Annotated in this window: 18 protein-coding genes; 13 read left to right on the forward strand and 5 right to left on the reverse strand. The window is 63.4% G+C overall.

Translation table 11 applies throughout. The features are described 5' to 3' along the window. Positions 1-130: 130 nt before the first annotated feature. Genes P1T08_11855 through P1T08_11865 form a run of 3 tightly spaced genes read left to right on the forward strand, consistent with a single transcriptional unit; the run spans position 131 to position 3,149 of the window. On the forward strand, positions 131-505 hold the full coding sequence (locus P1T08_11855; protein ID MDF1596764.1) for a response regulator transcription factor: 375 nt from the start codon (positions 131-133) through the stop codon (positions 503-505). Then, complete coding sequence (locus P1T08_11860; GenBank protein MDF1596765.1) at positions 502-1,683, forward strand: HEAT repeat domain-containing protein; 1,182 nt, start codon at positions 502-504, stop codon at positions 1,681-1,683. The genes P1T08_11855 and P1T08_11860 overlap by 4 nt, the downstream gene beginning before the upstream one ends. A gap of 20 nt (positions 1,684-1,703) precedes the next feature. Further along, positions 1,704-3,149 (forward strand): glycosyltransferase family 2 protein, encoded by a 1,446-nt coding sequence (locus tag P1T08_11865; GenBank protein MDF1596766.1) that lies wholly within the window; start codon positions 1,704-1,706, stop codon positions 3,147-3,149. A 69-nt stretch (positions 3,150-3,218) separates the two neighbouring features. Here P1T08_11865 and P1T08_11870 read toward each other — a convergent pair whose 3' ends face one another. The 3 genes from P1T08_11870 to P1T08_11880 form a co-directional block, all read right to left on the reverse strand. Then, positions 3,219-4,274, reverse strand: a complete 1,056-nt coding sequence (locus P1T08_11870) for an S-layer homology domain-containing protein (GenBank protein MDF1596767.1) — start codon at positions 4,272-4,274, stop codon at positions 3,219-3,221. Positions 4,275-4,391: 117 nt separating this feature from the next. Then, positions 4,392-7,949, reverse strand: coding sequence for an FAD-dependent oxidoreductase (locus P1T08_11875; protein ID MDF1596768.1), 3,558 nt, complete (start codon positions 7,947-7,949; stop codon positions 4,392-4,394). Between the two features lie 19 nt (positions 7,950-7,968). Further along, positions 7,969-8,991, reverse strand: a complete 1,023-nt coding sequence (locus P1T08_11880; GenBank protein MDF1596769.1) for an amidohydrolase family protein — start codon at positions 8,989-8,991, stop codon at positions 7,969-7,971. A gap of 168 nt (positions 8,992-9,159) precedes the next feature. Here P1T08_11880 and P1T08_11885 point away from each other — a divergent pair, with 168 nt between their 5' ends. From P1T08_11885 to yqeC, 5 genes are read left to right on the forward strand one after another with little or no spacing between them, the layout of a single operon-like run. Next, complete coding sequence (locus tag P1T08_11885) at positions 9,160-9,894, forward strand: FAD binding domain-containing protein (protein ID MDF1596770.1); 735 nt, start codon at positions 9,160-9,162, stop codon at positions 9,892-9,894. Then, the gene (locus P1T08_11890; GenBank protein MDF1596771.1) at positions 9,891-12,797 is read left to right on the forward strand and encodes a molybdopterin-dependent oxidoreductase; all 2,907 of its coding nucleotides are present in this window, start codon (positions 9,891-9,893) and stop codon (positions 12,795-12,797) included. The genes P1T08_11885 and P1T08_11890 overlap by 4 nt, the downstream gene beginning before the upstream one ends. A gap of 4 nt (positions 12,798-12,801) precedes the next feature. Continuing rightward, positions 12,802-13,593 carry an XdhC/CoxI family protein gene (locus tag P1T08_11895; protein ID MDF1596772.1) on the forward strand — a complete coding sequence of 264 codons (792 nt, stop codon included), beginning with the start codon at positions 12,802-12,804 and terminating at the stop codon, positions 13,591-13,593. Then, positions 13,593-14,381, forward strand: coding sequence for a selenium-dependent molybdenum cofactor biosynthesis protein YqeB (gene yqeB / locus P1T08_11900; protein ID MDF1596773.1), 789 nt, complete (start codon positions 13,593-13,595; stop codon positions 14,379-14,381). Before P1T08_11895 ends, yqeB begins: the two co-directional genes overlap by 1 nt. Next, the gene (gene yqeC, locus P1T08_11905) at positions 14,378-15,085 is read left to right on the forward strand and encodes a selenium cofactor biosynthesis protein YqeC (protein ID MDF1596774.1); all 708 of its coding nucleotides are present in this window, start codon (positions 14,378-14,380) and stop codon (positions 15,083-15,085) included. Before yqeB ends, yqeC begins: the two co-directional genes overlap by 4 nt. Here the strand turns inward: yqeC and arsB are convergent. Both arsB and P1T08_11915 read right to left on the reverse strand, forming a co-directional pair. Further along, positions 15,043-16,134: an ACR3 family arsenite efflux transporter gene (arsB, locus tag P1T08_11910; protein ID MDF1596775.1), complete on the reverse strand. Its 1,092-nt coding sequence runs from the start codon at positions 16,132-16,134 to the stop codon at positions 15,043-15,045. The genes yqeC and arsB overlap by 43 nt on opposite strands. A gap of 89 nt (positions 16,135-16,223) precedes the next feature. Further along, entirely contained in the window at positions 16,224-18,860 is a 2,637-nt protein-coding gene (locus tag P1T08_11915) for a molybdopterin-dependent oxidoreductase (GenBank protein MDF1596776.1), read from the reverse strand. A gap of 124 nt (positions 18,861-18,984) precedes the next feature. Between P1T08_11915 and P1T08_11920 the strand changes: the two genes are divergently transcribed. The 5 genes from P1T08_11920 to P1T08_11940 all read left to right on the forward strand — a co-directional run bounded on the left by P1T08_11920 (position 18,985) and on the right by P1T08_11940 (position 24,942). Then, a complete protein-coding gene (locus tag P1T08_11920; protein ID MDF1596777.1) occupies positions 18,985-20,142 on the forward strand; it encodes an ABC transporter permease in 1,158 nt (385 codons plus the stop codon). Next, positions 20,139-21,071, forward strand: a complete 933-nt coding sequence (locus tag P1T08_11925) for an ABC transporter permease (GenBank protein ID MDF1596778.1) — start codon at positions 20,139-20,141, stop codon at positions 21,069-21,071. The genes P1T08_11920 and P1T08_11925 overlap by 4 nt, the downstream gene beginning before the upstream one ends. A gap of 40 nt (positions 21,072-21,111) precedes the next feature. Beyond that, complete coding sequence (locus P1T08_11930; GenBank protein MDF1596779.1) at positions 21,112-22,227, forward strand: BMP family ABC transporter substrate-binding protein; 1,116 nt, start codon at positions 21,112-21,114, stop codon at positions 22,225-22,227. Positions 22,228-22,389: 162 nt separating this feature from the next. After that, positions 22,390-23,892, forward strand: a complete 1,503-nt coding sequence (locus tag P1T08_11935; GenBank protein MDF1596780.1) for an ABC transporter ATP-binding protein — start codon at positions 22,390-22,392, stop codon at positions 23,890-23,892. A gap of 114 nt (positions 23,893-24,006) precedes the next feature. Further along, positions 24,007-24,942, forward strand: coding sequence for a hypothetical protein (locus P1T08_11940; GenBank protein MDF1596781.1), 936 nt, complete (start codon positions 24,007-24,009; stop codon positions 24,940-24,942). Positions 24,943-25,095: the final 153 nt, after the last annotated feature.

Consider the following 25,095-nt stretch of genomic DNA (forward strand, 5'->3'; position numbering starts at 1 on the left):
ACATCCACAATCCGGCCCACCCGACCCCGATTCAACCCCCAAAACCACCACCAGCCAACCGAATCGGTGGATCCAGGTTCAGAGATGATGACACCGACCCGCGTCGGTGCTTCAGAAGGACTGAAGATCAATGGACAGGCCGAGGATCCTGGTGGTAGAGGATGAGCGCGTCGTCGCGTTCCTTCTGACGCGCACGCTCGAAGCGGCCGGATACTCGGTGACCCCTTGTGCCGACGGCCTGGATGCCCTCGAGATCGGCCTGAAGGAGGATTTCGACCTGGTCCTGCTCGACCAACGTATGCCCGGCCTGCTCGGGCTGGAGGTTCTCCAGCGGTGGAACGCAGCCGGGCGTTCTTTCCCGGTGATCATGGTTTCGGGCATCACCGGGGAGGCAGACGTGATCCAGGCTCTGGAACTCGGAGCGGTCGACTACATCCGGAAGCCATTCAGCGTTCAGGAGGTCATTGCCCGGGTCAAGGTTCGATTGCGCCGGGTTGCTCCATGAACAGCCTCGTCCTTTATCTGTTGATCGGGTTGACCGTTCTGTTCGTCTTGGCAGCCGGGTCCCTGTTTGTTCTCAAGGCGGTACGCCGCCGGAGTCGCGGGCGCGAGCAACGACGAAAGAATCGATTCATCGACATGATCGGTGAACTGGTCGTGCAGGGGGAGTGGAAAGCGCGAGTGTTCCGGCGGTACGCATCTGACCCGGTGTTTCGCGGGGTGCTGTTGGAGTACCTCCGCATGATGGCCGGGTCCGACCGGCAACATCTCATGGAGGTCGTCCGCCAGATGGGCATGGTTGCCGAATACACGGCCGAACTCAGGTCCACAGACCGTAATCATCGAGTGAGGGCCGCAGAGGCACTCGCCGAGATCGCGGATCCCGAAACGCTGACCGATCTCGTGTTCGCGCTGGCCGACCCAGTCCAGGAGGTGCGGGTTCAAGCTGCGGCAGCTCTCGCCCACATCGGGGACGGCCGGGCCGTCAAGAGCCTGCTCGTGGCCCTCGATCAACAGGACGCCGGAAATGCGCAGCGCTTAGCCGATGCTTTGTACGGATTCGGCACCGCCGCGGTCGACGAAGCGGCTCGCTACCTGAGCAGTCCCGGAAAATACCGCCCGCTCGTTGCCAGGACGCTGGGACTGATCGGTGACATTCGGGCTGAAGAAGCCCTACTGCAGGCGCTCGATTCGACCGAGCAGGCCTTGCGTATCCGTGCTGCCGCGGCGCTGGGTCGAGCTGGTACGCCCAGGTCGGTTCCGTACCTGCTGCAACTCCTGAGCGATGATCAGTGGGAGGTCCGGGCCCAGGCAGCCACCGCGGTAGGTAGCCGGATGGATCAGCGGGCGGTGCCGTGGCTCAAGCGGGCCCTCACCGACGATGCCTGGTGGGTCCGGCACAACGCCGCCGCCAGCCTCGTCGAGATTCCCGGCGGAGGCGATGCCTTGCGCCTCGCCCTCGACCATCCCGACGCCTATGCCCGTGACGCGGCGGCTGCCGTGCTTCTGTCTTCCGGCCTGGCCGGCGATGCCGTCGGTGACCTGACCTCCGATGATCCGCTCGTGCGCAATCCGGCGATGGACCTCGTCATGAAACTCATCAGAGCCGGCAAGGGGGCGTTCTTCATCAACGAGGGTGTTCCGCCCGAACTGGTCAGCCAGCTCCATCATGGAGGGCAGTAGAGGTGTCGGTAGGGTCACCGATGCTCGATAGTGCCGTCAGGTGGATCAACTACCTCGTGCTTGCCTATGTCATCCTGATGGAGTTGCAGATCCTGGTCGTGGCGGCGGCTTCATATCTGGCATTGCGTCGAGATCAGTTCACCGAGCGGCACGGGCGCATTCGCGACCTGGCGACGTCTGACACCACCCCGCCGATCTCCATCATCATCCCGGCCTACAACGAAGAGGCCGGAATCGTCGAATCGGTGCGATCCACCGCCATGCTTCACTACCCCCGCCTCGAGATAATCGTGGTCAACGACGGCAGCAAAGATCTCACCGTGCAGCGACTCGTCGAAGCGTTCGACATGGTGCCGATCGATTTCCCGTTCCGTCCTGCCATCGAAACCCAGAAGATCCTTCGCATCTACAAGAGCCGGATGCCGTTGCCGGTCGTGCTGGTTGACAAGGAGAACGGTGGCAAATCCGACGCCATCAACGCCGGCGTCAATGTCTCGCAATATCCGTACTTCATGGCCACAGACGCAGACATGATCATCGAGAGCGAAGCGCTGATCCACGCCGCACGCCACTTCGTTGAGGATCGCGCCCACACCGTGGCGGTCGGAGGCAATGTACGGCCTCTCAACGGATCGAAAGTGAGAAGCGGTTCTGTCTCGGAGGTGAAGCTCCCGCGGCGACCTATTGAGATGGTCCAGGTCGTTGAATACATCAGGTCGTTTCTGGCCGCTCGCCCCGGTTGGTCGGCCATGCGGTCGCTTCTCATCGTCTCCGGAGCCTTCGGCATCTTTCAGAAGCGCGCCGTTGTCGAGGTCGGGGGCTTCAGGAACGATCACCTCGGCGAAGACATGGAAATGACGATGCGGTTGCATCGCCACAACCTCAAGAACAAGCGGGACTACCGGATCGTGTACGCCCCGGACGCGGTCGCCTGGACCGAGGTCCCGAGCGACTGGGCCGTGCTGAGGAAGCAACGGATCAGGTGGCACCGGGGATTCATTCAGGTCATCTGGCAATACCGTGGAATGATCTTCAATCCCCGGTACGGTCGAATCGGTCTCCTCGGCTGGCCGTCGTTCATCGCCTTCGAGTTCATCGCTCCGATCGTCGAGTTCCTCGGTTGGCTGATCATTCCCCTGTCGATTGCCCTGGGCTACGTCAACGTGGAAGTCGCCATTCCGCTGGCGGCGATCGCACTCCTCCTGGGCGCGGTGAACTCCGTTGTCTCGCTGTTCCTCGATGATCGTTTCGGGTACTACGACGAGGCGGGTCAAACCCTAAGGCTGCTCCTCTACTCGCTCGCCGAACACCTTGGCCTGCGCCAGCGCAGCACGTGGTGGCGGTTCCGGTCGATGTTCTGGAACCCGTCGAAGAAGGTCTGGGGGGACATGCAGCGAACCGGAGTCGGCAACCTGGCCGGCTCGAACGAGGTAGGCGCGCCGGGAACGGTGCCATCAGAAGTGTGAGTCGTCGATGTTGTTGGCGGTGGCGGACTACCCCGCGGGGAGTTGGCGGCTGCTGAGGCTACGGCAGACCTACGGGACCACTATGACCGTGGTCCCGATCGGAGTCCAGGCGTAGAGGGCTTGTGCTTTGGCGTCGGCCTGCCGGACACATCCTGCGCTCCGGAACTCGCCTAACTCGTCTTCTGTTTGCATCGGCACACCCGTTGCGTAGTGCGGGATGGCGTGGAATCCGATCGAAGCTGTTCTGCCGTAGGCGAATCGCACCATGTATTCCATCGTGATCCCGTTGTGACTCCAGGCAATCGGTGACTTTGAGTAGACGGTGTAGGTGCCGGGAGCCGGAACACCTTCCCGGCCCGATACGAGGTAGGTGTCGACAACGGACTCCGTCTCGTCGATCATCCAGATCTGTTGCTGCGCGTTGGCGTAGATGATGCGCTTGCCGTGTCCGACGTCGGGATAGGCGGGCGGCCGCGCCGGCGGGACTAGTGGCAACAGACCCATTGCCCTCGACAACAGCATGGCCATCTCAGCCCGTGGGATTGCCCGATTGGGACAGAATCGGGCGTCTGCGCAACCATTCGTGATTCCGGCTGCTGCCAGAGCGTTGATGGAAGCCTCGTGAAGAGATTCCGAGTCGTCCGTGAAGTAGTCGAGGTCGGCGGCGGGAATCGCAAATGCACGGGCCAGGAACGAGGCCATCTGACCCCTCGTGATCGGCTTTGATCCGCAGAATCGCAGGTCGCCGCAACCGTGCGTGATTCCCGTCTCGGCCAGCGAATTGATCGCGTCCTCGTGAGTGGTGCCGTTGTCGTCTGTGAAGTGATCGACCGGCGACGACGGTAGTTCGAGTGCGCGAACCAGTAGCGTTGCCATTTCGGCCCTGGTCAGAGTTCTTTGGGGACAGAACCGATCGTTGGCAGGCGGATTGCACCCGCGGGTGATGCCTGCCGCCGCGATTGCTTCGATGTGACCCTCAGCGGCCGTCCCATCGTCATCGACGAACGTTCCTCCCGGTGGAAGTTCGACCGTTTGTGCCACAGCCGAGGATCCCGTTACAGCGACAAGGGCAACCACAATCACCACAATGGCGAGAGTTCGATTGAGGTCGAGTTTTGCTTCCACGTTTTCTCTTCGGCAAACCGGTCGAAGACCTTTATCCGGGAGGATGACTCGACCCGGTAGCTCGTTTGTATTCTGCCGCCGGGTGGTTGACGTATCGCGTCACGGGAGGATCGTTGGCTACTCCTCGTAGCCCGGGTGGGGGATGCTGGTTCCGGCCGGGCCCATCGCCGGTAGGTGCGCCATCGAACCGGTGAGGCCCTTCAACAGCACATACATGTCTGCGGCCGGCCGCACAGAGAATGCCTCGCCGTCTGTGGGGTCGCCGATCGGAGTCGCTTCGATCAGGTTGAGTGTGCCTGCCTCCAGCCGGGCGCGGAATGCTGGGGATGAATACTCAACGACCCCATTGAGGGCCATCCGGTGAGTCTCGCCGTCGACGCGACTTTCGATGGATCCGTCGTCGAACACCATGAAGGCGTTCGTCTTCTCGGCCTCGAAGTCGCCCCGATCTAGATAGATCCGTGGCTTGTCGACGTACGGGCGGCCGGAAGTCGGGCAAGCCGTCACACAGTTGCCACATTCGTTGCAGAAGTCGGTCAGCACCGCGATCTGGAACTGCTGATCTGCTCGATACGGCGCCGTGTTGCCGGGGATGATGTCTCCCCCGACCGCCTTCAGGGTCGGCAGTTCCGTCCGGAACGGCTCCATTTCGTAGGTCACCAACGCCATGTTCGGACACACTCCAACGCACAGCGAGCAGATGAGATGGCAGTCCAGGCAGCGCGCCGCTTCTTTCATCGCCTCGTCCACGGTGAAACCGATGACCGTCTCATCGAAACCGACGCGCTCGGACACCGGAGTGTGTGAGACGGGCTGGCGGTATTGGCGACGTGCCCGGCGGATGACCATGTCCTGGAGGTCGACCGCCGGGGGTTCGATTTCCGGCTGGGGACCGCGGAGCGTCGAAGCGATGGCTGCTGCAACGCCCTTTCCATCGGCCGCCGCCTTGACGATCGAGGACGGGCCGTGATCGGCCACGTCGCCTCCGGCGTACACACCCGGAGTGGTGGTCTCGAACGTCGCCGGATCGACGACGAGGTAACCCTTAGACGTGAGTTCCGGGATCTCGTCCCCGAAGAAGTCCAGAACCGAATGCTGGCTGATCGCCAGGATCATGGTGTCCAGGGGAATCTCGAACTCGGAGTCCGGAACGTCGAACGGGATCTTTCGACCCGATGCGTCTCGGTCGCCGGTGTAGCGGGTCCGGCTGCAGATGAGTCCCGCCAGAGCCCCGTCCTCGATGTGCAATGAAGACGGTTTGGCCAGCTCCACGATCTCAATGCCTTCCTCGAGGCAGGCATGGATCTCTTCACGGTCTGCCGGCATCTGATCGATGGTCCGCCGGTAGATGAGTGAGACATGCTCTGCGCCGGTTCGTAGGGCAGAGCGGGCACAGTCCATGGCGGTGTCGCCGGCACCGATGACGCCGACCCGCTTACCGATCGGAACCGGGTTGCCTTCACGCACGCTGCGGAGGTAGCGGAGGGCGTCCATTACACCGTCGGCCTCCTCTCCTGGAAGTCCCAGGCGTTTGGCGAGTTGTGCTCCCACCGCCACGAAGGTGGCCTCGTAGCCATCGGTTCTGAGATCCGAGAGCGTGAAGTCGACGCCCACCTTCCGCCCGAAACGGAACTCGACTCCGAGTGATTCGAGCACCGCCACGTCCTGGTCGATCACCGGCTGGGGGAGCCGGTAGGCGGGGATCGCCCCCCCGACCATTCCCCCGGCGTATGGGTGGGCTTCGAAGATGGTTACGCCGAATCCGGCGTAGGCGAGTTCCTGGGCTGCCGCGAGACCCGCCGGTCCGGCTCCGATGATGGCGACCCGGCTGCCGGTTCCGGGTTTGCGGGTGAACAGCACCGGCTGTTCCTCCTGTTCCATGATGAAGCGCTTGATGTGGCGGATGGCCAGCGGTTGGTCGTAGTGGGTTCGGATACATGTGTTCTCGCAGAGGTGATCGCAGACCCTGCCCAGGATCGCCGGGAGCGGGTTGTCTTCGCGGGTCAGACGGACGGCCTCCAGGAAGTCGCCGTTTCTCACCGCGTTCATGTACTGCGGCACCTTCTGATCTACGGGGCACTCATCGAGGCAAGGAGCCTCGATGCAGTCGAAATACTCGAGTAGTCGGGGGGTCTTCGAACGATCGGTGCGGAAGGAATCCTTCCTGTACCGCCAGTCGGTGCGCACCGAGTCGGCATAGTTGCGCAGATTCAACCGGGCGAAGACCCTGCCCGTCAGATCGACAAGGGTCTCGGTTTGCCTGTCGTCGTATCCGGCTTCATTCGCCCAGACTCGCACGACATCGAATGCCGGGCGGTCGATCGACTCCGACCTCACCGCCTCGGCGAGACCCATGCACATGTCGAGATCCAGGTTGAGTCCGCTGTCGGCGAGGCTCGTGTAGCGGAGGAGGGGAGCGAACTCGTCGAAGTTGGGGCTCTTGATCGCTGAACCGGCGACGAACTCCTGCAGGTCGCCGGCGCCGACTTCATCGATTGCCGCCTCGAGGTGTTCGATGTACTGCGACATGCGGAGGTACCCGCCGGACTTGAGAAGGTCCGAGCACACCGTCACCGTCTTCATTCCAGATCGGAGGAGGTCGGCGACATTGAATGCGTCCGCCCCTCCGGCGAATGACAGCAGCAGATCGCCACGGAAGTCCTCAGAGATTCGCATCGCCAGGTTGGTGGTGACGGCATGGAGGGCGCGACCGGACAGGTACATCATGTCGTCCCGCTCGAACACCGTTCGCCAGTTGTTGACCTCGAGGGTGTTGGACAACTTCAACCCGAACGTGAGACCGTGCGCAGCGGCGACCCGCCGGAGATTGTGGAACATGGGGACGGCGTCCACGTACTTCAGGTCGTGCGCGAAAGCTTCATCGGGTATCGGCACATCATCGAATCCGAGGTCGTCGTCGATGATGCCGCGGACCCGGTCGGCGCCCAGCAGCGTCGGATTGCACTTCACAGACGTGTGGAGGCGCCGCTCTTCGAGGAGGTAGGTGGTGATGCGCTCAATCTCGTCCGGGGGGCATCCGTGCATGGTCGACAGCGTGATGGTGTCGGAGATAGTGGCCGGAATGTCGAGGTCGCGGACCTCCGGGTAGCGGCGGGCGACGATGTCTATGTAAGCGGGCAGGTAAGCCGATGCATCGCGCATTGTGTCGAGGAACCACTGGACGTTCGGCTTCAGGATCCCTTCGAGGTTGTAGCCGACACTCATGTTGAAGATCATTCCCGGGCGGTCTCCCGGAAAACCGAACTTGTGGTGCAGGGCATGGATCAGTACCCAGGCCCTGAGGTACTCGTCGAACGACTCGTAAACCTTGAGTTCCTGAGACCACTCGACGTTGTAGCCCTCGTCTTCGATGTCGATGCACGGCTTGTTGACGTCGAGTTCGTCCAGTGTCTGAACGGTCTTGAGTTCGATGAAGCGCGCCCCGACCAGCCAAGACACGATGATGTTCTGGGCCATCTGGGTGTGTGGTCCCGCCGCCACGCCGAAGGGCGTTTCCAGCTCGTAGCCGTACTTGTCCAGTCGGAACCGATCGTCGCCAGTCGGTACGAAGAAGGCGGGCCGGGGTACGCCGAAGAGGGCGTTTTTCTGTTCGAGTTCGTCGAATACCCAGTCCGTCAGCTGCTCCATCGAGATCGGATGGAATCGATCAGACATCGTTTGGCTCCTCGTGCGTTCAGAGTCGTGAGTGAAGGCGGACTGCTTGCTCGGCAGCCCTGGCGCGAACCTCGTCTGCGTCAACCCGGGTTGGTTTCCCGTCGGCGAACACAGTCTCGCCGTCGACCTTGACCTCCAGCGGGCGAACGCCGGGGGTGAAGGCCAGATGCCAGGGATCCATCGGGTCGTACGACCAGGTGACCTCGTCGTTGCGCGCCTCAGGCATCAGATCCCAGCCGGTTTCGAGCCACGACCAGGCCGAGTCGGGGCCGGCGGCCACGTCGACCGTCCGCTGCATGACGTAGGCGAGGCGGAACGATTCGATCATGTTGGCTCCGATGCCGTCGGTGCCCAGTGCCACGGGATTGGAGAAACGGGCGGGGTCGGCGTACCCGACACCGTTGTTGAGGTTGGACCTGGGGTTGTGGAGGATCGTTCCGTGCAAGCGGTGATCGGTGGAGAGATGGACGCAGTGGCTGAGTAACCAGTTGTCGCGGGTGAGGCCGGCCAGCCGGACGGGCGCATCCTTGTCTCCGACACCCTCGGCGACGTGGATGTGAACGCCGACGCCTAGATCTGCAGCCAGATGTGCGGCATTTCGAAGCGACTCGTCCGAACAGGTGAAGGCGGCGTGAATCCCGACCAGTCCCTTCCCGCCTTCTCTAATGAAGCGCTCGTTCTCTGCGAGGCCACGGCGGGCGCCGTCGGCCCCGTGGCGATCGGTGATCCCGTAGGCGGGGAGCACTCGCACCCCCACCTCCGCACAGGCGTCTGCGATGACCGTGAGGCTGCCTTCGATGGCGTTTGGGGATTCGTGGTGGTCGATGATGGCAGTGGTGCCCGACTCGAGCGCTTCGAGGGCGCCGAGCTTGGCCGACCAGCGAATCATCTCCAGGTCGAGGGCTGTGTCGAGTCGCCACCAGATTTGTTCGAGAATCTCCTGGAACGTGGTCGGCGTCTTGGGCGGCGGCGGCATCCCCCTGGCGAGGGCCGAGTAGAGGTGGTGGTGAGCACAGACCAGTCCGGGTGTTGTCGCCGTCATATAGCTCCTCTCTCATTCAACAAGCTAGCGACATCCGACACCGGAGCGGGCCTGACCGGTTCTCAAACGCTTTTCGCGCGGGGATCCCCCCAAATACGGTGGGAATCCCGCGCGAAAACGGTAGGGGGGGCGACCACTATCCTGGGTGGGTCGAATGCGGGGTTACAAGTGATCAGCAGATACCACCGGCCGGCCAGCCTCGAGGAGGTCTTCGACCTTCTTGACAGGGACGGAGTTGATTCGGTCCTGATGGCCGGCGGTACCGGCGTCAATGCGACGGAATACCCGGAAATCGAAGTCATCGACCTTCAGGATGTGTGCCCCGATGCGATCATCGAGTCAGGCGACCGCCTGGTGATCGGTGCCATGGTCCGGTTGCAGGACGTTGTCGACCATGGCGGGGTACCTCCGTTGCTGCGGGAACTCGCCCACCGTGAAGGTCCGAACACCCTCAGGCACTCAGCAACGATCGGCGGGACAGTCGCAAGCGCAGACCCGGAGAGCGAACTGTTGGCCGGGTTGCTCGTTCACGAGGCGACGGCGGAAGTCCAAACGCGGGAACGCTCGCTCACGATCAGGATCGCCGATCTCTTCGCCGATCCGGCGGCACTCTCCGGCGGGATCATCGCCTCCATCTCGGTGGAGGTCGGCGGCGCCACTGCCTCAGCGAGAACCGGTCGCACTCCGGCAGACACGTCGATCGTGGCTGCGATTGGACGAGTTACTCCGGATGGCCTGCTGCTGGCTCTGACGGGGGTCGCATCCACGCCGGTGCTCATCGCTCGCGACGCCGTCGATGCACTCGTTCCGCCGGCCGATTTCCGGGGTTCATCCGAGTACCGGCGGAACCTCGCCTCTGTCCTGGCCGATCGTGTCGTCGGTCAGCTTGGAGGTGCCGCTTGACCATCTCCGTCACCCTCAACGGGGAGGATCGATCCTTCGAGTGTCGGCCGCACGAGTCGTTGCGGGCGGTGCTCCGGCGCGAGGGCCTCTTCAGCGTTCGGTTTGGGGCGGAGACCGGAGAGACCGGAGCCGATGCCGTCCTGGTCGACGGTCGTCTGGTTTCTTCAGAAATCCTGCTGGCCGCGCAAGCCGACGGCCACACGATCGAAACGCTCGAAGGCCTCAATCGGCCGCGGGGACTGCACCCTATTCAGGAGGCGTTCGTAGTGGCAGGTGCCATTCAGTCCGGCTATTCGACTCCGGCGATGATCCTGGCCGCCAAGGCGCTGCTCGATCGCAATCCCGACCCGACTGAGGTCGAAGTGCGAGACGCGCTCTCCGGCATTCTCGACCGCGAAACGGGCTATCTCCGTCCCGTCCATGCTGTGCTCCGGGCCGCCGCCATGCTGAGGGGAGAGACGCCCGAAGCAATCGAGCCGAAACTGATCGACCCCCTCGTTGAGGAGGGAGGGAGCCCCGACTTCGACAGAGTCGCCCCTCCGCTCGATCTTCCAGTCCTGGCACCCAAGATCATCCCGAGCCCGGAGGTTCCAGAAACACAAGTGGTCGGCAAGTCCGAACGCAAGGTCGACGCCGTCATGCTCGCCAAAGGGCACCCGGCGTTCGTCGATGACATCGAGCTCCGGGGCATGCTCTACGCCAAGATGCTCTACAGCCCGCATGCTCACGCCCGGATTGTGGGCATCGACGACTCCAAGGCCCGCGCTCTGCCCGGCGTGCGGGCGGTGCTTCACCATGAGAACGTCGCCCGGGTCCGCTACGCGTCCGGCGGCCAGAGCTATCCGAATCCGCTGCCCTACGATCAGGTCAGCTTCGACAACAAGGTTCGGCACGTCGGCGACCGGGTTGCTGCGGTAGCCGCCGATTCGATCGAGATCGCAGAGGCAGCCGTCCGCTTGATCCAGGTCGAGTACGAGGTGCTGCCTGCGGTTTTCGACGAGAACGAGGCTATCTCCGGGAATGCTCCGATCATCCATGACGAGCCGGACATGGAAGGTGCGCACGACGCCGCACGCAACATCGTGCATCACATCGAAGCCGAAGTAGGTGATGTCGCGGCGGGCCTGGCCGGTGCCGACCGTGTCTTTGAGCGGACCTTCCGGGTGCATCAGGTGCAGCAAGCACCGATCGAGCCACACATCGCAATCTCCTGGTTGGATAGCGACGAGCGTCTCGTGATCAGGACCTCCACCCAGGTGCCGTTCCACGTCCGTCGGATGGTGGCGCCGCTGCTGGGACTGCCCGTACGACAGATTCGCGTCATCAAACCCCGGATCGGCGGGGGATTCGGTGTGAAGCAGGAGATGCTGATCGAAGATATCGTGGGCCATCTGACCCTGGCGACCGGGCGGCCGGTGCGTCTCGAACTGAACCGCCAAGAGGAGTTCGTCTCGAGCAGAACCAGGCATCCGCAGACGATCACCTTCACGACGGGCGTCACGAACGACGGAACTCTGGTTGCCCAGCGAATGAGGGTGGTCGGCAATACCGGCCCCTATGGAACCCATGCGCTCACCGTGCAGATGGTGAGCGGCCTGCGCGGCCTCAGTTCGTACAACTGTCCCAACAAGAAGTTCGACTGCGACGTCGCCTACACGAACGTCCCCGTCGCCGGTGCCTACCGGGGGTACGGCGCCCCGCAAGCCCTCTTCGCGCTCGAGTCGCACATGGAAGACATCGCCTCAGAACTGGGCATCGATGTTCTCGCCTTCCGTCGCCGGAACTGGACGAAGGTCGGCGACCCGCTCGACGTGGCAGCCGAACTCGGTGAAGGGGCGGCCGAGATGAAGTTCATCCCGGTGATCACGTCGAGCGGTATGGACGAGTGCGTTGTGCAGGGCCAGCGGGCCGTTGAATGGCACCGCCGCTACGACCCGGAATGGATTCGTCCGGCCGATCGGCCGCACATTCGGCGAGGCCTCGGGTTTGCGATGTGCATGCACGGCAGCGCGATCAGTGGCCTCGACATGGGAGGCGCCAGCCTCAAGATCAACGACGATGGCTCGTTCAATCTCCTGTTCGGAGCAACCGACCTCGGTACCGGCGCAGACACGATCCTGGCGCAAATCGCCGCTGAAGTGTTGGGAGTAACAACCGAGGAAATCATCGTCTACGCGGCCGACACGGACATGACCCCCTTCGACGTGGGAGCGTACGCCTCGAGTACCACCTACGTATCGGGGATGGCGGTGAAGAAGGCTGCCGACGACGTGCGGCGGCAAATCACCGAACGGGCGGCAGTGATGCTCGACCTCGACTCACCGGGCGAGGTCGAGTTGCGCGATCGAGCTGCGTTTGCGACCGATGGGCGATCGGTGACCCTGGCCGAAGTGGCACTGCACTCCCTCCACCAGGACAATCAGCACCAGATCATGGCCACGGCCTCGTACGTCGCCCCCGAGTCGCCGCCGCCGTACGCCGCCCAGTTCGCCGAAGTCGAAGTCGATATCGAGACGGGGCAGGTCACCGTCAACGCCCTCGTGATGGCCGTCGATTGCGGGGTCCCCATCAACCCGATGACCTCTGCCGGGCAGGTGGAAGGCGGGATGATCCAGGCGCTCGGCTACGGCCATTGCGAAGAGATGGCGTTCGACGAGAACGGGCGGATGGTCAACGCTCGATTCGGTCCGTACAAGCTTTATCGCAGCGACGAGACGCCCAGAATCGAGGCCTACCTGGTTCAGACCATGGAGAAGTCCGGACCGTTCGGAGCCAAGGCCATCGCCGAGATTCCGAAAGATGGGGTAGCTCCGGCCATCCGCAATGCCATCTTCAACGCCACCGGCCGTCAGATCGACAACCTCCCGTTCACGCCCGAACGGGTGTGGCGAGCATTGCAGTAAGACTGTGACCCACGACCGGCAAGTGCTGAGTGAATTGTCTGCCGCCGTCGCCGGCGGGCTGCCGGTTACGCAGGCGACGATCGTCGCCACGAACCGTTCTGTCCCCCGGCACGCTGGGACCAAGATGCTCGTTTTTGGCGACGGCGCCACCATCGGGACGGTTGGAGGCGGCGCCATGGAGGCCGCCGTCATTCATGAAGCCCGTCGGGCACTCCGCACCGGAACTCCGCACCTGCTGGAATACGATCTTGTGAACCCGGCCGAGGGAGATCCGGGCATCTGCGGCGGCACCGTCACGATCTACCTGGAGCCATTCATGCCACCTCATACCGTCTACGTCATCGGCTGCGGGCACGTCGGCAGTAGTGTCGTCGACCTTGCCCACTGGATCGGTTACCGCACGATTGCGATAGACGATCGCCAGGAATTCCTCACCGAAGAAGCTCTGCCCAATGCCGATGTGCGATTTCACGGACGGGTGGAAGCGGCCCTGGCCGCCCATCCCGTCTCCGAGGATTCGTCGATCGTGGTGGTGACGCGCAGCACCGATCTCGACGCGGCCGTCCTGCCGCAAGTGCTCGAAACGCCGGCCGGATACATCGGCGTCATGGGCAGTAGGACCAGATGGCGTGCAACGCGGGACCGCCTGATATCCGGCGGCGTTGCCCCTGAGGAACTGGAGCGGGTGCATTCCCCGATCGGGCTCGACGTCAACGCCGAAACGCTCGAAGAGATTGCGGTGTCGATCATGTCCGAGGTGATAATGATCAACCGGTCGCCGTCGGTCGACTCATAGTGCGGTTCTCCGACCAACTCGTAGTGGTTCGCGGTGGCGGCGATCTTGCCACGGGGGTCATCTATCGGCTGCACCGGGCCGGTTTCCCGATCATCGTGCTCGAACTGGCGCTGCCCCTGACGATCAGACGCACGGTGGCTGTGTCATCCGCCGTGGCGGCCGGGACCTTCAGGGTGGAAGGCCTCCATGCAGTCCGGGCCGAATCGGTAGAAGAGGCCGTCGATGCGGCGCGTACCTGGAAGATTCCCGTGCTGGTCAGCCCGACCATGCCTGCCCTCCCGGCCGCAGTCGTCGTGGATGCCCGGATGGCGAAACGCAACATCGATACCACGATCAACGACGCGCCCTTCGTGGTTGGGCTTGGCCCCGGTTTCACCGCCGGAACGGACTGCCATGTTGTGATCGAGACGATGCGCGGCCACCGCCTCGGCCGAGTCATTCGGGTTGGCGGTGCTGCACCAGACACGGGTGTTCCTGGTCTCATCGGCGGAGAGGCGACCTCCCGGGTGATCCGAGCCGCACGGGCCGGTTCGCTGACCTGGTTGTCCTCGATCGGTGATTCGGTAGCAGCCGGTCAGAACCTTGGTGCCATCGATGGAACGCCGATCGAGGCACCGATCGGTGGTGTCGTTCGAGGATTGCTCGCTGAGGGCATCGTTGCCCCGGGTCTCAAGATCGCCGATATCGATCCGCGGGCGGATGCCGATGCGTGTTTTGAAATCTCGGACAAGTCCCTGGCCGTCGGTGGCGGCGCACTCGAGGCGGTCCTGGCCTGGCTGAACACGTGACCCTGGCAGACCGGATGGGCCTCGGCAGCCGGGAACTCGTCTCGCTGGTTGGAGGTGGAGGCAAATCGACCCTTCTGTTCCTGTTGGGAGGCGAACTGGCAGCCGGCGGCCGGCGCGTTGTACTGACGACGACGACCAAGATGGGTCGCCGGCAGATCCACGAGGTGCCGAACATCTGCGAATCCGTTGAGTCTGCGGCACAAGGGTCGGGGGAGTCGGGGCCCATCATGTTGGTGACGGGAGGCGACGCGCACAAGGTCACCGGCCCGTCACCCGAGGAACTCGACTCTTTGTTCGGTGGGGGGTCGGTCGATTATCTGATTGTTGAGGCAGACGGGGCCCACGGTCGATCGCTCAAGGCTCCAGCTCTACACGAACCGGTGATTCCTTCTGCGTCGACGACGGTTGTCATTGCAATGGGCATAGACGCGATCGGGCGGCGGCTCGATGAGGCGACCCACCGGGTCGAGAAGGCCATGGAGTTCAGCGGCCTCAGCAAGGCGCACATCCTGGCGCCGGCAGATTGTGTGGAGATCCTGGTCCACCCGGGCGGGGCACTCAGGGCGGTCCCTCAGGATGCCAGGGTGCTCGTTGCGTTGACCAAGGTGCGACCGGGGGCCGACGATGCGGCCGTCGACGAGATTGCCGGCCTACTGCGGGATCACGGCCGGTTCGATGGCGTGGTGACCACCGAGGTGCGGTAGAACCGTTCCCTCGCCCAGAGCGAAACGTACACCAGCCCGACCAGGACCGGCACTTCGATCAAGGGGCCAACCACGCCGGCCAGCGCCTGTCCGGAAGTCACACCGAACACACCGATGGCTACCGCGATCGCCAGTTCGAAGTTGTTCCCCGCCGCGGTGAAAGCAACCGTGGCGTTCTTCTCGTAGGGCAAGCCAAGGCGGATCCCGAGCGCGAACGACACACCCCACATCAGGCCGAAGTAGGCGAGCAGCGGGAGCGCGATTCGTGCCACGTCGAATGGCTGCGAGGTGATCGTCTCTCCCTGGAGGGCGAAGAGGATCACCACGGTGAAGAGCAGCCCGTAGAGCGCAAACGGTGCGATCCGGGGAAGGAAACGTGTTTCGTACCACTCAACTCCGCGGGATCGTTCGCCCCATCGGCGGGTGAGGTAGCCCCCGGCCAGCGGGATGCCGAGGAAGATGAGGACGATCTTGGCGATCTCCCACATCGACACATCCAGCGAGGCGGTATCCAATCCCAACCATCCCGGCAGTAGCTCGAGGTAGAAGTAGCCGAGCACCGCATAGGCGAAGATCTGGAAGATCGAGTTGAGAGCAACGAGAACCGCGGCCGCTTCTCGATCGCCGCAGGCGAGGTCGTTCCAGATCAGCACCATCGCGATGCACCTGGCCAGTCCGACGATGATCAGTCCGGTGCGGTACTCCGGAAGATCCGGAAGGAGGAGCCAGGCGAGTGTGAACATGAGCGCAGGCCCAATCAGCCAGTTGAGCACGAGCGAGGTGATCATCAGCCGGCGATCCGCGGCGACGGCCCCCACTCGCGAGTAGCGAACCTTCGCCAGCACGGGGTACATCATGGCCAGCAATCCGATGGCGATTGGAAGGGATACTGTTCCAACTTTGACGGTGTCGAGCCAGTCGTTGAGGTTCGGGAACAATCGACCCATCCCGAGCCCGAGTGCCATGGCGGCGATGATCCACACGGGGAGATAGCGGTCGACCAGCGAAAGTCTGGCGATGGCCGGGTCGTTCGGGGTGGATTGCGTCATGCCCCCCAGAAACTACACGCTGTAGCCCCAAACACCGTTTTCGCGCGGGAATCGAACCGTATACGGTGGAAACCCCGCGCGAAAACGGGCTAATTCTGGATGGGTTGGTGGATGCCCATTGGGAGCCTGTTGCGCCAGACGCCGTCCACTTCGTGAAAGGCGGCCGCCACAGCTCCGGCCGTCGGGACGAGGCCGATCTCGCCGACGCCCTTGATCCCGTAGGGGGCGCGTGGCTGGGGCACCTCAACGAGGACCGCTTCGATCTCGGGGATATCTTTGGCCCGGAGGATGCCGAGGCTACGCAGCGTCATGTTCGTGGGCATACCCGTATCGTCGGTTGGGAATTCCTCTGAGAGTGCGTAGCCCAGGCCCATGTGGACTGCTCCTTCGATCTGGCCTTCAACGAGCATCGGATTGATGGCCTTGCCGACATCGTGCACGGCGACCACCTTCTCGATCTTGCCGGTATCCGGGTCGGCGATGACCAGCTGGGCGGCGTACCCGAACGCCGAGTGGATGATCGGGTTGTCCACTCCGTCTTGCAGGGCGTTGGTCCAGTCCACCCGGTACTCGCCGACATAGTCGACGCCAATTGCCTGCCCGGCCTCGTTGGCGACCCGGCAGGCGTCGGCAACCCCGCCGGCTCCCATCAGCGTGCCGCGCGACCCGGTGGTCTGACCGGCTCCCAGCTCGCGGGTCGTGTCGACGACCACCCGGATCCGGGACGGGTCGATGCCGAGTTCGGCCGCCGCCACCTGAAGCGCCACCGTGTGGATTCCCTGGCCCATTTCCGTCCAGCAGTGTCGGACTTCCACCGCGCCGTCTTCTTCGAATCGGACGATCGCCCGCGAGACCTCCAGCGAGCCGTTACCCAGGCCGGAGTTCTTCAGGCCGAGCCCCAAACCGACCGCTTTGCCTGCGGCACGAGCGGTGTCGTAGGCCGGTTTCACAACATCGAGGCACCGGCGTGCGCCTTCACATCCCGCATCCATGATCTGACCGGGCCCCCAGACGACGCCCGGGGTAACCACGTTGCGGGAGCGCATTTCCCATCCGCTGATACCGACTTGTTCAGCCAGGCGGTCGATGAGGCCTTCGGTGGCGAACTGGGCTTGATTGGCTCCGAACCCACGGAAGGCGCCGCACACAGGGTTGTTGGTTCTCACCGCCACGGCCTCGACGTCGATGGCCGGGATCACGTAGGGGCCGGAGGCGTGTCCGGCGGCTCGTTCGAGGACCTTCATGCCCACAGAAGCGTACGGGCCGGAGTCGCCGACCATCCTGGCGCGCATTGCCGTCAGCCGGCCATCTGCATCGCAACCCGCCCACGCCTCAATACGGATCGGATGGCGCTTGGCGTGCATCAGCAGCGATTGCTCGCGCGTCAGAGTGCACTTCACCGGGCGTTGCAGGAGATGGGCGGCCAGCGCGGTTTGGGCCTGATTGGCCATATCTTCTTTGCCGCCGAAGGCACCTCCATTGGAAACCAGTTCGACCACGACTTCGTCGATCTCGATGCCGAGCACCGAGGCGATCTGGTTGCGATCGTCCCAGACTCCCTGACCGCCGGAGTACACCATGAGCGGACCGTCTCCGGGTACCGCCAGGGTGGACTCCGGTTCGAGAAAGGCATGCTCGACCCGCTGCGTTAAGAAGGTCTCGTGGACAGCAAAGGCCGAGCCGCGCAACGCCTCGTCGACGTCTCCTCTGCTGTAGGCGGTGCGAGAGAGGACGTTGCCGTCGAGACCCCACACGGCGTCTTCGTCGGCGGCCAGAGCTGCGTCGGCACCGGTGAAGGGAGTCAGCACGTCGTAGGTGACCTCAATCAGTCCGGCGGCCTTCCGGGCGATGTCCACCCTGTCGGCAACGACGATGGCAAGCACGTCGCCGAGGTATGACGTCCGGCCTCCCTCGGGAATGAAGACGGGCCAATCGGTATCGATGATTCCGACCCTCAGCTCACCCGGAACGTCGGCAGCCGTGAAGATGCCGACCACACCGTCGACTTCGGCCGCCGCGGTGTCGATCCGCACCACGTCGGCCCTGGCATGGTCGGCCAGCTTGAGGGCGGCGTGCAACATCCCGTCGATTGCCAGGTCGTCGACGTAGCCCCGGTCGCCGAGCGCCAGCTCTGTCGCTTCATACTTGGCGCCCGACTTCCCGATCCCGGCAGGGAGCTCCGGAACCGGCACCGTACCGTCCCGGAGCATCTCGATCGCATCGAAGATCTTCGTGTAGCCGGTACAGCGGCACAGGTGCCCGCCGAGCCGGCCGGCCGTTGTCTCCCTGGTCAGGTCCTTGCCCTTCTGGTCGAGCAGTGCCTTTGTTCGTACCAGGATGCCGGGGGTACAGAAGCCGCATTGCAGCGCTCCCGTCACGGCGAAGGCGGTGGCCAGGCGGTCCCGTTCTTCAGGTTCGAAGCCTTCGAGGGTCGTCACCTCCTTGCCCGACGCCTTCTCCAAATCCACGAGACAGCTCTGGATTGCCTTTCCGTCGAGGAGGACCGTGCAGGCTCCGCATTGACCGGATGGTGAGCACCCGTCCTTCGGTGAGGTGATACCGAGTTCGTCGCGGAGGGCGGCCAGGAGGTGTGGATGGTCGGCACGCACCAGAACTGCATCGCCGTTTACGGCGAGTTTGGTGGTCTCCGGAGTTGTCGGTGTCATATCACCCTTCAGCACGGCCGCCATGCTCGGAGTGATACCCGGAGTTGTCAAGAGCGTCACGTCGAGGCAGTGTCGCAGTGCCTCCAGAAATGGTCCGTTTGGCAATTGACACGAGGCTTCTGTTCGGCGAGCCTCGTCCGGAGTGTCGGGAAGGGCCGGCGCATCCGAGAGGGAGTCTGATCGGGTGGCACAAGCGGAAACGAACCGCCGTTCGAGGCCCAAGTTCGTCGCGTACCTGGTTCCACTCGGTGCCGTAGGTCTTGCGCTCGCCATTGGTGCCATCATGCTCAGTCTGCTGGGCGCCAACCCGGTCGAGGGTTTCCGGGCGATGCTCGATGGTGCCTTCGGAAGTGGCGATGCTCTGATCGAAACGGCACTGAAGGCCACACCCCTGCTGTTCGTAGGCGTCGGCATCACGATCGCCTTCCGTGCCAACGTCATCAATATCGGCGGTGAAGGCCAGATGGTCGCCGGCGCGTTGCTGGCCACCGCCCTGGCGCTTGCCCTTCCCGACCTACCGGCCGTCGTCATGCTTCCGACGGTGTTGCTGGCCGGCATCATCGGCGGGGCCGCCTGGGGGGCTGTGCCCGGCGCGCTCAAGGCCTTCTACAACGTGAATGAGATCCTCAGCACGATCATGCTGAACGTCGTGGCTGTGCAACTCATGAACTTCCTTCTGCGTGGGCCGATGATCGATCCGGGAGAACTCGAACGAGGTACCCGGATCCCGCAAACCGCCCGACTTCAGGAAGGCGCCGACCTGCCGCTTTTCTTCGGTAACGGGCGCTTGCACATCGGGCCCCTGCTTGCCGTTCTGGCGGCCGTCGCCGCATACATCCTGCTGTGGAGAACTCCCCTCGGCTTCCGGGTCAGGGCCGTCGGATTGAGTCCCGACGCGGCCCGATACGCGGGCATTCCGGTCAAGAGAACGATCGTCCTGGCGATGACCATGAGCGGTGCGATGTCTGGTCTGGCCGGAGCGGTACTGGTGTTCGGGAGTGAGAGTCACCGTATGGTCACCGATGGCTCAACCGTGGGTTTCACCGGATCGGCCGGGTTCAACGGCATCGTGGCCGCGCTGTTCGGGGGACTCCACCCCATCTGGACGATCCCGGCTTCGTTCATGTTCGGTGGCCTCCTGGTTGGTGGGATCGCTCTCCAGCGGGCGGTACAGGTCCCCTCGGCCCTGATAATGGCTCTCAACGGTCTCGTTGTCGTTTTCGTCGTGGCCAGTGATCGCTGGAAGAAGCGCCTCCAGGAGCAGCCCGCCCGCGTTGACGACACGGCCACCGATGGCCCGGTCCTGGAGACAGCGGTGGATGACGGCGGGGGCGGGCCGTGAGTCAGTTCTTCACTCAGGCCGTCCTGATCGCCGCCGTCGCCTCTGGAATCCGCCTGGCGGTTCCCCTCCTGCTCGCCTCGCTCGGCGAGACCTTCGGTCAGCGCAGCGGTGTCCTCAACCTGGGCGTGGACGGCATCATGCTGCTCGGTGCCTTCGGCGGCTACTACACCGTTCTCAAGACGGACAATGTGTGGCTCGGTCTGGCGATGGGAGTCGGTGTTGGCATCATTCTCGGATTGGTGTCGGCCGTGATCTCGGTGACCCTGAAGGCGGAGCAGGGCATCAGTGGGATCGGGATCTACCTCTTCGGACTAGGTATGAGCGACCTCCTCTTTCAGAAACTGGTAGGAACGCCGTTGCCGGTCAGCAGCTTCCCCAAACTGGACATCCCCGGTCTCAGCGACATTCCAATCCTCGGTGCGATGTTGTTCCGACACAGCATCATCGTCTACGTCGCCTTCGGACTCGTCCCGATCAGCATGTACATCATCAACCGGACCACCTTCGGCATGAACATCCGGGCCGTTGGAGAAAACCCGGAGGCAGCAGACAGCCTGGGTGTGAGTGTGGTCCGCATTCGATACCTGACCGTCACGATCGGGGGAATGATGGCCGGGATCGCAGGCGCGGCGCTGGCGATCGATCTCGGGATCTTCCAGCAGAACCTCACGAACGCGCAGGGGTTCATTGCCATCGCCCTCGTCTACTTCGGCGCCTGGCGGCCGGCCGGGGTCATGGCGGGTTCTCTGCTGTACGGGTTCGTCAACTCCGTCGTCCTTCAGTTCAAGACTCTGGGCATCATTCCGCGGAGTTGGTCGGATATCGCGGCGATGGCACCTGCCATCATTACGATCTTGGCGCTCGTGCTGGTTGCCCGGCGGTTCCGGCAACCGGCGGCGCTCACCAAACCGTTCACAAGAGGCACATGAAAGCCGACGAGCGCACACCGTTCGTCCTAGAGGAGGAAAAATGAAGAATCGACATCTCACCTGGCTGGCGCTGGTACTTGCGCTGATGATGGTGCTGGTCGCCTGCGGAGACAGCACCGACGACACGACTGCTGGCACAGACGCACCCGACGTGACAACGGCGCCCGATGCCACCACGGCACCCGATGACACCTCGGCACCCGATGACACCTCGGCACCTGACGACACCGCGCCTTCCACCGACACCACGGCAGCACCGGCCGCGCCGTTCCGTATTGCCATCGTGGCTCCATCGGCCTCGAATGACCTTGCCTTCACGCAGTCGATCGTTGACGCCGTCAATGTGATCAAGTCGGAGATGGGGAATGTTGAAGTTGCCGTTACCGACGGCACGTTCATCGTTGAAGATGCCGCGGCGGCGATCCGCGGGTACGCCTCCGAAGGTTACGACCTGGTCATCGCCCACGGTTCGCAGTACGGCGGTTCGCTGCAGGAGATCGCACCGGATTTCCCGGATGTCTCGTTTGCATGGGGCACCGCTGCCGACACGTTCGGTCTCGACAACGTGTACTCCTACGAGGCCGCCTCTGATGAGGGCGGTTACGTGATGGGCGTGATGGCTGCTGCGCTCAGTGAGACCGGCACCATCGGTATCGTCGGACCCATCGAAGTTGGCGACGCCAAGCTGTACGTCGACGGCTTTGCGGCAGGAGCAATGGCTCAAGATCCCGGCGCCAAAGTGAACATCAACTACACGGGTTCGTTCAGCGACGTCGCCCTCGCCTCCGAGGCTGCCCAAGCCCACGCCGCGGCAGGAGCCGACGTGATGTCCGGCACGGCCCAGATGGTGGTCGGTGCGGTCGGTGTTGCCGACGAAGTCGGTGCACTGTGGTTCGGAACTCAGGCCAATCAGACGAGCCTGGCTTCGGACATCGTGGTCGCGTCCCAGGTGTATCACTGGGAGGTCATCCTTCGCGAGATCATCGCCAATCTCAACAGCGGCACGATGGGTGGCGAGATATACACGATCAACCTGGCCAACGGTGGCGAGGTCATCGAATTCAATCCGGACTACTCGCTGCCAGACGAGGTTCGCCAACTGGCTGATGCGACGATCGCCGGCATCATCGACGGGTCGATCTCGACCGGGCAGTAGGGGATGAATCGATGACGAGGAGCAGCGTCGTAGCAGGAGGTAGTTGGTACGCGGTACTTGGTACCGCGGCCTCATCCGACGCAAGGGTCTGGGGCGAGCGAGGGTTCGCTCGCCCCAGGGTTCCTCTCTCCTGTATCGGGGTGCTCTGTGGCTGAGGCGCCCATGCTCGAGATGCGTGGTATCACCAAGCGATTCCCCGGTGTGCTCGCCAACCACCGGGTCGACTTCACGGTCAACGCAGGTGAAGTGCACACCTTGCTCGGAGAGAACGGCGCCGGCAAGAGCACGCTGATGAAAATCCTCTACGGCCTCTATCAGGCCGACGAGGGTGAGATCTTCCTGAACGGCGAGCAGGTCCAGATCCACAGCCCGACCGATGCCATCGCCCACAACATTGGCATGATCCACCAGCATTTCATGCTGGTGGAGACGTTGACCGTGGCTGAGAACGTGGCCCTCGGACTACCGTCGAACCGTGGACTCCGCACGGACCTCGACGCCGTATCCGAGCGCATTGAGGAGCTGGCCGGGCGCTACGGGCTCGCCATCGATCCGGGCGCGGTCGTGTGGCAGCTGGCGGTCGGGCAGCGGCAGCGGGTCGAGATCATCAAAGCGCTCTACCGGGATGCTCAACTCCTGATCCTCGACGAACCGACTGCGGTCTTGACGCCACAGGAGGTGGATCAACTCTTCGTCACGCTGCGGCAGATGACCGACGACGGCCGCGGATTGATCTTCATCTCCCACAAACTGCACGAGGTGCTGGCGCTGAGCGATCGCATCACGGTGCTGCGCCAGGGGAGCATCACCGGTCAAGTTCCCGTCGAAGGAGCAACGCGCGAGAGCCTTGCCCTGATGATGGTGGGCCGGCAGGTGAAGCTGGCTCCCGAGAAGCCGCCCGTCGAGATCGGCGAGGTTGCCCTCGAGATCCGCAGTTTGTCCGTCATGGGTGACCGAAGCAATGAGGCGGTGCGCGGCCTGAATCTCGAGGTTCACGCAGGCGAGATACTCGGCGTTGCCGGTGTATCCGGCAACGGGCAGCGAGAGATGGCGCAGGCCATCGCCGGGCTCCGTCAAGCCACTGCCGGCTCCATCCGGATCGGGGGTGTGGAGACGACCAACCACACACCAGCCGACATTCGCAAGAACGGACTTGCGTATGTCACCGAGGGCCGCCTGCGGGATGGGGCGATCGCCGACTTCTCGGTGTCGGAGAACATCCTGTTGATCGACCATTCCGACAAGCGTTACCTCAGAAGGGGCTTGCTCGATTTCAAGGCGATCAAAGAACACTCCCTGCGCCTCGTTGATGAATATGCCGTCAAGACGCCGACGATCGACACGCCGGCCAAGAACCTTTCAGGCGGAAACATCCAGAAGATGATTCTGGCCAGGGAGATGTCGGGAACGCCGACCGTTCTGGTGGCTTCCCAGCCGACTCGCGGCGTGGACATCGGCGCCGCCGAGTACATCCACAAACGTCTCGTTCAACAGCGGACGGAGAACACGGCGATCATGATGATCTCCGAGGATCTCGACGAAGTGTTCGCGCTATCGGATCGGATCGCCGTGATCTATGAAGGGCAAATCATCGGCATCGTCGACCGGCAGACGGCCACGCGCGAACAGGTCGGCCTGATGATGGCAGGAGTTCGGCCGGAGTAGGCAACCGGCGAGCGATTCTCCCCTGACTCCTGGAGTCCTCCGCTCGAAGGGAACTTCCACCGGGTTGATGACGTCCAACAGCAGAGCCATATGGCTCGCTATCCAGGAGGATCGATGAAGCGAGTCGCCCACTTGTCGGTCGTCGCCGCGTTCTGTTTCGTCTTGGCAGGGTGTGGAGATGGAGTGGATCCGCTTATGCCTCCGGAGACGGTCGGCAACGTCGGCTCCTCGTCCAATCTCGGGGGCGACGGACTTCCGGTGCAGCAACCGGGGGAGAGCTACGGCCACTCATCCGAATCGCTGGTGGGAACGCTGGCTCAGCAGGCAAACGGGTGCTGGACGGCCGACCTCGGCGATCTTCCTCGGCTGGTGGTATTTCCGATGGGCTATTCCAAACCGGCGGACGGCGGCAGCGTCATGCAAGGACCAGACGGCACCACGATTCGAAGCGGCATGGCCTTCGACGCCAAAGGCGGCATCGTCCCGGCACAAGGTTTTCCTGGAGTGCCGGACGGCTATTGGGGCAACTACCTCACGTTCTGCGACCCAGAGTTGCAGGAGTTCCTGGTTCTCGACTCGATCAGCCCTGCCTTCCGTCCGGACGATCTGAGCGATGACGAACTGGCGGCGATGCTCACAGACGCGGACTTGTCGGTGGCGTGGGGATGCGGCCTTGGATTCACCGTTTCGAGCGAGGACCAGCGGGTGGCGCTCTTCGTGGCGCCGCTCGATAGCGGCTCCGTGATCGAACCGCCGGTTTCGTTCCCGGATGATCAGTGGTACGGCGTGGTGATGATCGGGAAGAACCTGATGGTCAACCACTGCAATGACGCCATCGAGGGGTGGAAGCCCGTGCCGATCGTTGCCGGACAATGGCCGCTCGTCGCAGGCGCGCTCGACTTCGAACCCCCAGCCGTCCAGGGGAAGTGCTCGGCCGGCGAGCCGGTGACGGCCAGTTTGCGGGGGATCGAGATCGAGACGCCCGCCGGGGTGATCAACCTGGGCGACCTCGACCTGGTGAACGACGCCTACGGGTGTTTCGCCGGCTGACGGTGCTCGAGACGCCTTTGGTTGTCTTGCCCCCCTACCTCCGCCTTCGCTTCGCTCCGGCGCAGGTACCGCCGGCTTGCCCCCCTACCTCCGCCTTCGCTTCGCTCCGGCGCAGGTACCGCCGGCTTGCCCCCCTACCTCCGCCTTCGCTTC

The sequence above is a fragment of the Acidimicrobiia bacterium genome, assembly GCA_029210695.1.
Taxonomy (GTDB): Bacteria; Actinomycetota; Acidimicrobiia; order Spongiisociales; family JAHEDJ01; genus JAHEDJ01.